This is a genomic window from Pseudoalteromonas sp. T1lg122 (assembly GCF_002964825.1).
In the GTDB taxonomy this organism is placed as follows: domain Bacteria; phylum Pseudomonadota; class Gammaproteobacteria; order Enterobacterales; family Alteromonadaceae; genus Pseudoalteromonas; species Pseudoalteromonas gelatinilytica.
On the sequence record NZ_PQCG01000032.1, the window covers coordinates 524,097 to 534,497 of the forward strand.

A 10,401-nucleotide genomic window follows, 5' to 3' on the forward strand; every position below is an offset into this window, starting at 1 on the left:
GGGTGTGCTCTGTTAATACCGTTTTTGCCGCCTCACAGTCGTTTTGTAGCTAAACACCAACGGGCTAAATGCTGCATAATCCGCGGGTTTTGCTTGTTTAAGCCAACTACTAATTGTTTGACGAGTGCATCCTAGCTGCTCACTCAAACGAATCGTTAATCGGCTTTTTGGTAAATCGTAAATATCTATATCGTTTAATAATTGCTGCACAGCCATCAGGCCGATACGTGCTCCACCGCCAAAATCATCAACGGTAAAACCCCAGCCGCTCACCAACTTAGTTTGCTTTTGTGCGTTTAATCGTGCCCCGACAGCACCTGTGCCAAGAGCAATAACCACACATGGGTCACCAAGATTAGCACCATATAGTGACGTAATTGCATCGCTGGTAATTTGCAAACTGGCAAATTCTATTTCGTAAATCAGCTTGAGCATCACTGTTAATTGCTCAGCAAGACTCTGCGATGAGCCACCAGCAACACCCATAACGGTGACGATTTCACTTGGCTCTGCGCCACTTTGCTGGCAAACATCACGGGTCACTTTAACAATGTTTTCTAACGCTAAATCAAGATCATTCGAAATTGATGCCGAACCCGCTTGGGCACGAAAAGTAGCGCCACTTGCCTGCTCTTTTAGCTCTGCTAACACTTTGGTGCCACCACCATCGATGGCTAAAACATAGCGTACGGCCATTTATGCACTCTTCTCGTGCGCCGCTTTACCAAGGCAACACACCAATGTCGCAAGCAAAGTGCCAATGCACAGCTGCCAAGTAAAGCCTAAGTAAAAACGCATTGACTCAGGTAGTAGCCAGTCAATCATGTACGGCTGCATTAGTAAGGTCACCATAAAGCCCGCTATTAGCGCTGCTAACACTGAGCCTTCACTGCCTCGTTTGGTGAACAAGGTCGTAAAATACACACCTAACAAACCGCTGTACGAGAACACCATTACACTTAGCGCAAATTTTAATAATGGCATATCACTGTATTGCTGCCAGAAATAACAAAGAATAGCCATCAGCGCTAAGGCAAGGCTCACCAGTGCCATCCCTACACGACCTGCTTTCACAAAGTGATGATCGCTTACTTGCTTGTTATGTTTTTCTAAATACGGGCGATAGATATCCTGTACGATGACTGAAGACATCGAACTAAGCCCAGAGTTCAAAGTAGAAATAGCCGCAGCAATAATACCCACGCTGACTAAACCTTTAACCCCGGCTGGTACTTCGTTTAATACGTAGTACATAAAGATAGTGATTTTTTCGCCATTAAATTCTTGTACGACCGTTTGCCCAGCTTCGTTATTCATTAGTGCAGGTTGCTGATAAACAATATAAAGCAGCAAACCAATAAAGATAAAAATAGCCATAACGGGGATCACCATCACCACCGATAGTAATAACGCTTTACTGCCTTCTTTTGGACTTTTACAGGTTAATAAACGCTGCGTCATATCTTGGTCTAAACCAAATGCGGCGATGTTTAATAGCACAAACCCCGTTAACACAGAGGCCATGTTAAACACCCCTGACGGGCCAAAGTCTAAATCAAATTTAAACAGCGCGAGTTTTGAATCTGCACCAGGACTTGGCTCATTCAGCGTTGCAATAATGGTTGAAAAATCAGCTGGAATAACATTAAGCAAGCACCAAATAACTGCAATTGCCGCACTGACATAAACGATACTTTGCAGTACATCAGAATAAATAACGCTGCGAATACCCCCTAAAAAGGTATAAAGCAGACCCGCCAGCGCCAGCACTAAAGTCGCGATAACCACACTATCGGCATCGATATTGCCATATAGAATCATCGCCACAGCAATAGCGGCCATGTATAAACGAGCACCACTGGCAAACACACGGCCAAATAAATACATCATGCCGCTACGGCGCTTGGCCTTTGGCCCAATACGTTTTTCAAGCAGTTCATATACAGTGAACACTTTTTGCTGGTAGAACTTTGGAATTAAAAACGCCGACACCACAAATGCCGCAATAAACGCACCGATATTAGTCGCAATATATGAAAAATCACCTTGATAGCCTTGATCTGGCCCGCCAATAAATGTTGCCGCTGATTGCGAAGTCGCTAAAACAGAAATAGCCACCATCCAAGTTGGCATGCTATTTCCGCCTAGAAAAAAATCTTGGCTTGAGTTAGCGCGTTTGCGATTAAACCACCAGCCACTTAGCAATAAAATTGCACCGTAACTTGCGAATACTAGCCAATCGAGAAAAGCGTAATTTGCACTCATTTATTATCCTAACCCAAACCCTGATGGAATATATTATTCCACCATTATGACAAAATTAAAATACTTTTATTTTATTATTTTTATTTAGCTAAGTTAGGTAATTGCCACTGACTTTGCTTTTGTTGATATTGCGCTTTGGTCAAGCTGACTAATAGCGGCTTTTTACGCTCATCTAACCAAGCAAGTAACGCATCCATATCGCTTTCTGTCATTGCTGTACAACCTGCTGTAGGCTTACTTGGCGCACGCCATAAATGCATAAAGATACAACTGCCCGCACCATTGATATTGCTTGGGTTATGCTTAACAACAATGCCTTTTTTATAAAGGTTATCTTGGCTGTATATATCACGACGCATCCATTCTGAAGAGTCTTTTACGGCGTCTTCACCAACTTGTGCTTTATCAACCAATTGGTTGTAAAACGGTGAGCCTTTCACATCGATACAATAATCATTTGCTGTCATTGCTTGAAAACTGAGGTTCGTTTGCAATGAATCTAAATAACCAAAAGCAGTACCAAGCTCAAAAATACCTGCCGGCGCTTTACCATCGCCTTCTTGTTTTTGCTGACCCGGTTGTGCCGGATGCAGCCCCACTCCCCACGCAAGGCCAGTACGACCTAGTACCACCGCGTGTTGCTGGCCTTGTTGTTGCCAGCTACCAGCGGTTTTTTCAAAGCGATACAAGGTGGCATCAATGGCATCACTGTCATTGGCTACCACCACGACGAGCTGTTGATGACTGTTATCAATAATAGGTTTAGGTAACTCTTTGCTGGCACAAGCCGATAAACTCATAACTGCAATAAGACTGACTAGTTTTTTCATGCTGGCCATACTCCGTTTGTAATTAGTTCAAGCCCCGTTATTGATTCAATGCCAAGACCAGGGGCATCCGATAAGCGTATTTGTGGGCCGCTAAATTCAACGCCCCCTTGCACAGGGTCATATTGACCAAGGGCTGGGCCATCTAAATCGATTTTACTGATTTGCTGCGCTTTGGCAGAGGCTAAATGTGCAGCCCCTGCAACGGCAATACTGCCCTCTAGCATACAACCTATCATACACTCTGCTTGGTATTGGGCTGTGATATTAGCAATCTCAATTGCTCGGCTTAAACCGCCCGTTTTCATTAATTTAATATTGATAATATCAACTGCGCCAAGCTCTAAAAGTTGGATCACTTGCTTCGGTGAAAAGGCGCTTTCATCGGCCATAATCGGGGCATTCACTCGCTCAGTAATATATTTGAGACCTTGAATATCACTGCTTTTTACTGGCTGCTCAACCAACTCTAATACCACGCCTGCTTTCTCTAGTTGCTGTAGTGCAAACACAGTTTGTTTGGCATTCCAGCCTTGGTTTACATCTAAACGCAGCTGCGTTTTAGCGGCAAAGCCTGCATGGATTGCTTTTACACGTTCAATATCTTGATTAAGGTTATTGCCGATTTTTATTTTTAATACATCAAAGCCTTGCTCAACCGCTCGCTGACAGTCACTAAGCATTTTATCTATGTTATCGACGCTAATGGTGATATCGGTTTTTAACTCTGACTTACCACCGCCAAGTAACTTATATAAAGGCGCTTGATAGAGCTTGCCCCACAAGTCGTAAACCGCCAACTCTAACGCCGCTTTTGCACTACTGTTACCAACCACCGTTGATTGAATAATGTGGGTAAGCTGATTAATGTTTTCGATTTCTTGCCCCACTAATTTAGGGGCAATAAACTGCTGAATGACCGCGATCATTCCTTGATGAGTATCGCCTGTAATAACCGGTGTTGAAGCCGCAGAGCCATAGCCAATTTGGCCACATTCGGTGTCGATTAAAACCACTAAATCCTCAATAAAACTCACTTCTCTCAGTGCTGTTTTAAATGGGGTAACTAATGGCACTTTGAGCTTTGCAAAGCGAACAGCTTTAATTTTCATAATGGCCTCTAGCGAATACGCTTAATGTTATAAACACGATCTAAGTAGCTGGTTTCTTGAGATAATCTAAGTGGCAATAATGGCGTGACCGACACCCCATTCAAGGCACTATTATAAAAACTACCATCGCCTTTGTTATAACCTAAGCCTTTAACGTCATGAATAACATAAGGCTCACCGTGATGCTCCCCTAGGTACATCATTACATGACCCGGAATATAAATTAGATCGCCAATCGCCATATTTTTAACCGTCGGTAACTTATCATCTGCCGCAGTATTTTTATCAAAGCGATTATTTTGCCCGTATTCACTACTGCCTTGCTGCCCTGAATTACGCGGCATTAGTAGGCCAAAGCTCTTATAAATTTCACCAACAAATCCAGTGCAGTCACGGCCATTGTAATCATGACCCCAACCATAACGCTCGCCTAAAAATTTAAAGCCCTGTTTAATGAGATTCTGCTCGTTGTAGTCTAGGTAGCCTAAATTTACATCGGCAGTTTTACTTATCATTGCAGGTTTAATAACCAGTTTGCCTTGCTCATCTCGAGTAGGTAACTGTACAACATGGCTAGCATAGCTATTTTGGCCGTTGAGCAAATACGGTACTTGCTCATTATCAACCAATGGTAAGCGTACTCCCATATCGAGCTGAACTTCTGAGAGGGTTTCATCGTTTGGCACATAAGCAGTATTGACCTTTGCACCGGTTACCACCAAAAAGTTATCTTGTTCTCGATAAGCTTTTATTTTATCTGCATCAGCAAAGGCAAGATCTTCGGCAGGCGTCCACGCAAGATAGTTGTAAGCACGTACTAACAACCATTTCTTATCTGCGCTTTGATGTAATACAGCAACCGCTTCGCCCGGAAACATCCCGCTTTCTTGAAAGCGATCTAAGTCTTGATCAAGGCCGCTATTTAAAACCCGATCCCAGGTTGGAAAAGTACGTAATGCGGTGCGCTTAACGACCACAGCAAAGCGTACCTCATTGTTATCTACGACCTTGTTAAGGTTTAAATTTGCCTGATATTTAGCAAAGTCTTTCGCGGTGAGTTGTCGGCCATCGGTAAAAAAGCGCGGGCTTTTTGGAATTGAACTTGCTGAATGAATGGCGCTTGTTAGCTCGTCTTTAGTGAGTGATTTTTGAAATGAAAGAGGATCAACTATGTATTTATTTTCTTTAATTAATTTCTCGTTGAAGGCTGCAATTTGCGCCTCAGTCATGATCACTTTTGCCGATGCACCTTGTGCTAGCCAGTAGCTAGGCGAAAGCTGTGACTGCGTGACCCCGATTACATCTGATTGCCAACCCTCAGCATGCATAGGTGTACTAAAAGCAACACCTAAAGTGATTGATAAAGCGATAATTGAACGACGCATAGCTGTACCTTAATTCTTATTGAACGCGTGAATCTAATAATTTTGTAAAAGCATGCTGCAATTTTTGCTGCATTTGCTTACCGACTGTTGGCAAATTGGCTTCGTCGGCCCCCAAAGTTGACTGCTGCACACTAAACGTAAACTCACGGCCACCTTGATAATTGCCTAAACACACATGTGCCAACATAACCGTTTCTGTGGTGGAGCGCGTTTCACTTGGCCCCCAGCCAATTTTTTGCCAAACACGCCACTGCCCATTCGTTGCGCTATCGAGCACTTCTTTTGCTGAGCGACTATCATTGGGCGCAATAACATTTGCCAATGCATTTGTAACGATATGACTGATACCCACCATCATACCGCCTACAGGGGCATGTTCATCTGTATGACCTGTGCCGTTAAGTAGCACATCAACATCACTTGCTTGTAAATAAGGCATTTGCGTACTTGGTTCACGCTGATGACTAACCAGACGTTTTAACCATTCCGCTTGAGCAAGTGTGGTCATTGCTTTGTTGCCCGTTAAACCACAGCTCTCACAACGATACCCTAAATAGCCCGGATCATCACTGCTTGCTTTGAACCGAGCTATCTTTGCATCAAGCTCATTATTGACAGGGTTATGCCAGTATTCGTCTGATGGCATAAACTGCTCTGAGCCATATGCGCCGTTAAATAACAAACGCTGATCCTGTAGTTTTAGCCAGCCTTCATTAAAAAGCCCACGTAAATATTCACGCCCTGCTACATTGACAAAATAACTGGCTATCGCATTTGAATTACCATCGGCTTTACCAAATGCTTCGTAACTATTAATACTGCTGATCAAATCAGCCAGTGCTGTATCACCGGCAAAAGATGCAGCACCAAGCTCTGGATGGGTTTGCCTTACTTTTGACAGCGCACCGCTAAACGCTTGAATTTTTGATGAACTCCAAGGTTCATACAACTCATTATGGCTGCCGTCACTTAAATACCGGTAAGCTAGTTGTCCTGCTTGAACTTGATAATCGATTAGAAGTAGCTTGCCCGGTTGCTCTGGGGATAAAAAATACTGCCAATCAGCCGCCACTCTGTTTTGCCAACCTGTTTGCTGGTAATTAACCTCAGCCGCTGATTTATAGCTTTGCAGCTTAGTTTCACTCTCAAGCGATAAACAACCGGTATTCGTTAAATCGTTTGGCAAAATAGCAGGCGCTAACATCACCTGCTCAAAGTATTGTTGGTCGGTTAACGGGGCTGTTTTTGTGCTAGTTTGACAACCTGCCAAGAGTATCAGGGTGCAACTTATAGCCAGCCTGTTTTGATATGCACCTTTCGCATACATAAAATAAAATTCCCACTTGTTATTATTTTTGGAATATTTTATTAAATTTAACACAAATTGACCGTGAAGCAAATTAACTCGGTTTTAATGCGTAAAGGATTTGAAACAGTGAGGATTTAGGTGAAGTTGAGTGTGAAACTACACTCAACTTCTTAAGAGATTAAAGAACTTGCTCAGTGTATTTTTGTAAGTCAGTGATCAAATCTCGATATAGCGTTGAGCTTTTATCCTTAATGCGGTCGAGAAAGAAACCGTCGGCAATACGGGTGATCTTTTGACGCTTCTTTTTATCGCTTAACTTACTTTGCGCAACATCCATCAGTTCGGCTATTTTCTCACGTTCATAGCCGTTTAAAGAGGGGTCTGTGCTGATATCTTTTAGCATGATTAATGAGTCTATTGTTGAGCCATTTAGGGTTACCGTTAACGCTTTTGCTAAGCTTGGTAGCCAGGGTTTTTCAATCTGCTCACCAATCACATAAAACATGTTTTGTGCTGTCGCTAGGTCACCATCACGTACTGCAACACTGCCAATAATGAGATAAGAAATAAGCTGCTCTTTTGGATAGCTCTGGCTCACTGTCGCAAACAAAGGATCGGTGCGAATGAAGTCAGCTTTTTGTTTAGCCATTTTACGCCAGCCTTTGTTATAAAAAGCCAAAGACTGAGCACTGTATGCTAAATATTTACCCCGCATATCAGTCGCTTTAGCAAGCGCTAAGTCGCTTTCAGCAATTGCAAAATCTTTACTTACACCAAGGCTCAAAATGTAGCTCATCATGGCATGAGTCAGTGTTGGCTCAATTGCACCTATTTGCTCTAACTGTTCTTTTTGCAGTTTGTTATAACCATAAGCAATGGTATCGACACTGGTATTCGACACTCCCCTGTACGTTTCATAACTAAAACTATCTTGTAGATCAGCATATTGTTGTTGCTCAGTCTTTGTTGATTTGCAACCACTTAGTAAAGCGACACAAAACAGCGAGCACGTTGCTAATTTAACAAAAGGGATGCTATTTAAAGCGGTCATCAATAATTCCTTTTTCTACTTCTATGGCATCATGTGCCAAACCTTGATATATCGGGCTATGGATTCTACTTAACGAGAATATAATATTGCTGTCATCGACAACGCTTATTGCATGCTCAGATGCATTGATTTGCACACCAGCACCATCAAATCGGCTTTCATTCAGTTTTACACCTTGTTGAGCCGTAATAGTGACATTGGTTAGTTCAACCACAGAGCGCTTAACATTTAAAGCGAGTTTAGCCCCTGATAAGCTTACATTTTCTAATCTCACTAAAGAATCTTTAATACGGATAGATTCAGCAACCACATTTTTAAGTAACACATTATTACAGTCTTCAATAATCATATGACGGTAATGGCCTGAAAACTCGCGACTGTGCTGATCTTCACAGTGAAATGTCTCGATTTGTTTATCTGAAACTTCTGCACTGGCTGGTTTTTTAACTTCCCCAGTTAACGCTCGATTTAATAAAGCTAAGAACTGGCTGGGCTGTTGCTTCATTGGCACATGACCCACATCAGGCAAAGTAGCTAAATCACTATTGATTAGCTGGCTGTTCAATACTTTTGCAGTTCGTAATGGAGCGACGGCATCTTCTTCACCCCAAATAATATGTGTTTCTATTTTCAGATTGCTGACAATCTCGCTAAAGTCTTCCTCAACTAAACTCAGTGCTGCATTCATATTCGGTGTTTCACCCATTACTAGCTTCCATGCACCATCACTACGCTGTAATAACTCTGTCAGGTATGAATCTATCGCTCCTTCTTCAATGAGTCCGGTTGTAAAATCATTGAGCTGAGCTAACTTAGTTGAGAGAAATTTAGGTAGCTTAGTATTAGGCTTAGGTATGTTGGAGATAGGCTTTATAAATGCCACTTTATGTAAGATACCCGCCGCGTCGACTAACACCAATTTATTGAGTTTCTCCCGGTATTTGCCAGCAAAATACAGGCTGACCGCGCCCCCCATCGAGTGACCCACAACCGTGGTTGGTTCAGCAATATAGTGATCGACCACTTCCGCCAGTACAACAGCATAATTGCGAGGAGAGTAACGTCCTTCGGGGCTTTCTGAGTGAGCAAAACCAGGTAAATCAATCGCAATAACATGATAATGTTTACTGAGTTGAGGAATAACCCCAAACCAATCTTGCATACCTAATACGCCTAAACCATGCACGAGCAGCAAAGGCGGCGCCTTTTTATCACCGGCTTCTAAGACCAAAATTGATGAATTAAAAACGGACTCTTGGTAAGTACTAAACAACCAATCTGCTTTAATAGGAGATTCAAATTTGAGTGCTTGGATTTGTTGTTGGTTTAATGGTGTTGATTGCAATACAACTGGCTCGCTTTGCGCAGCAAACGAACCAAGCAAAATGCAATAAAAAAAGAATAAGTGAAATAGACGCAAGGGATATTGGTTTAATTATTATTGTATTAGCGAGATTGTACCCTTTGTCGGTTAAATGTAAATAATGCATGAGCATGAACCTAACATTGAGAAATGCTTATTCTGGAATAGATAGCAAGATGTGAGAGGTGTAGATCATCATTTATGGCGACAGCATCTTGATACGCGCGAAACACGTTTCACGCCTACGGGGTGCATTTTTTGTATTTTGAGTTGGGGTTTAATTAATTGTGTGGAAGCGTGATGTTCGCGACTGAAGTCGCTCCTACGCAAATTGTAGGCACAAAAAAACCGACTTTCGTCGGTTTATGTCATTTTTAATCTACTTGAGAGAAAAGTGGCGGACGCGGGACGTATTTTGAAACAGTGAACCTCCGGCTGCGTGGTTCAAAGTCTTCCAAAGAATAATGAGTGCAATAAAACGGTATGTTTTTTCACGACTGAAGTCGCTCCTACGAATATTGCGATAATAAACGCGATATAAAATCGCTGCTACAGATTTATATCGTGTTTTCACGCTCCTACGCAAATTGTAGGCACAAAAAAACCGACTTTCGTCGGTTTATGTCACTTTCAAAGAGAAAGTGGCGGACGCGGGACGTATTTTGAAACAGTGAACCTCCGGCTGCGTGGTTCAAAGTCGCCCAAAGAATATTGAGGTGCAATAAAACGGTATGTTTATTCACGACTGAAGTCGCTCCTACAACCACACCTACGCGAATTGCAGGCACAAAAAAACCGACTTTCGTCGGTTTATGTCACTTTCAAAGAGAAAGTGGCGGACGCGGGAGGATTCGAACCTCCGACCGCCTGGTTCGTAGCCAGGTACTCTATCCAGCTGAGCTACGCGTCCGCAGTGTGATGATGCATGTTTAAGTCTTGCATTGACTGTATCTTAAAGACACAAAAAAACCGACAGCTTGTCGGCTTATGTCACTTTCTAAGAGAAAGTGGCGGACGCGGGAGGATTCGAACCTCCGACCGCCTGGTTCGTAGCCAGGTACTCTATCCAGCTGAGCTACGCGTCCGCAG

Annotated in this window: 8 protein-coding genes and 2 tRNA genes; all 10 read right to left on the reverse strand. The window is 42.8% G+C overall.

Annotated elements, in window-relative coordinates:
• Positions 1-12 precede the first annotated feature (12 nt).
• Complete coding sequence (locus C2M33_RS14805; protein ID WP_105174800.1) at positions 13-696, reverse strand: BadF/BadG/BcrA/BcrD ATPase family protein; 684 nt, start codon at positions 694-696, stop codon at positions 13-15.
• Entirely contained in the window at positions 697-2,265 is a 1,569-nt protein-coding gene (locus C2M33_RS14810) for a sodium:solute symporter (protein ID WP_105174801.1), read from the reverse strand. It lies immediately after the preceding gene.
• Positions 2,266-2,345: 80 nt separating this feature from the next.
• The gene (locus C2M33_RS14815) at positions 2,346-3,095 is read right to left on the reverse strand and encodes a L,D-transpeptidase family protein (protein WP_105174802.1); all 750 of its coding nucleotides are present in this window, start codon (positions 3,093-3,095) and stop codon (positions 2,346-2,348) included.
• Positions 3,092-4,204 carry a dipeptide epimerase gene (locus tag C2M33_RS14820; protein WP_105174803.1) on the reverse strand — a complete coding sequence of 371 codons (1,113 nt, stop codon included), beginning with the start codon at positions 4,202-4,204 and terminating at the stop codon, positions 3,092-3,094. Before C2M33_RS14820 ends, C2M33_RS14815 begins: the two co-directional genes overlap by 4 nt.
• Positions 4,205-4,212: 8 nt before the next feature.
• Positions 4,213-5,589, reverse strand: a complete 1,377-nt coding sequence (locus C2M33_RS14825; protein ID WP_105174804.1) for an SH3 domain-containing protein — start codon at positions 5,587-5,589, stop codon at positions 4,213-4,215.
• Between the two features lie 16 nt (positions 5,590-5,605).
• Complete coding sequence (locus C2M33_RS14830) at positions 5,606-6,916, reverse strand: hypothetical protein (RefSeq protein ID WP_105174805.1); 1,311 nt, start codon at positions 6,914-6,916, stop codon at positions 5,606-5,608.
• A 160-nt stretch (positions 6,917-7,076) separates the two neighbouring features.
• Positions 7,077-7,949, reverse strand: coding sequence for a hypothetical protein (locus tag C2M33_RS14835; protein ID WP_105174806.1), 873 nt, complete (start codon positions 7,947-7,949; stop codon positions 7,077-7,079).
• Complete coding sequence (locus C2M33_RS14840; RefSeq protein ID WP_063703402.1) at positions 7,933-9,369, reverse strand: alpha/beta fold hydrolase; 1,437 nt, start codon at positions 9,367-9,369, stop codon at positions 7,933-7,935. Before C2M33_RS14840 ends, C2M33_RS14835 begins: the two co-directional genes overlap by 17 nt.
• A 776-nt stretch (positions 9,370-10,145) precedes the next feature.
• A tRNA-Arg gene (locus tag C2M33_RS14845) sits at positions 10,146-10,222 on the reverse strand.
• A 98-nt stretch (positions 10,223-10,320) separates the two neighbouring features.
• Positions 10,321-10,397, reverse strand: a tRNA-Arg gene (locus C2M33_RS14850).
• Between the last annotated feature and the right edge of the window lie 4 nt (positions 10,398-10,401).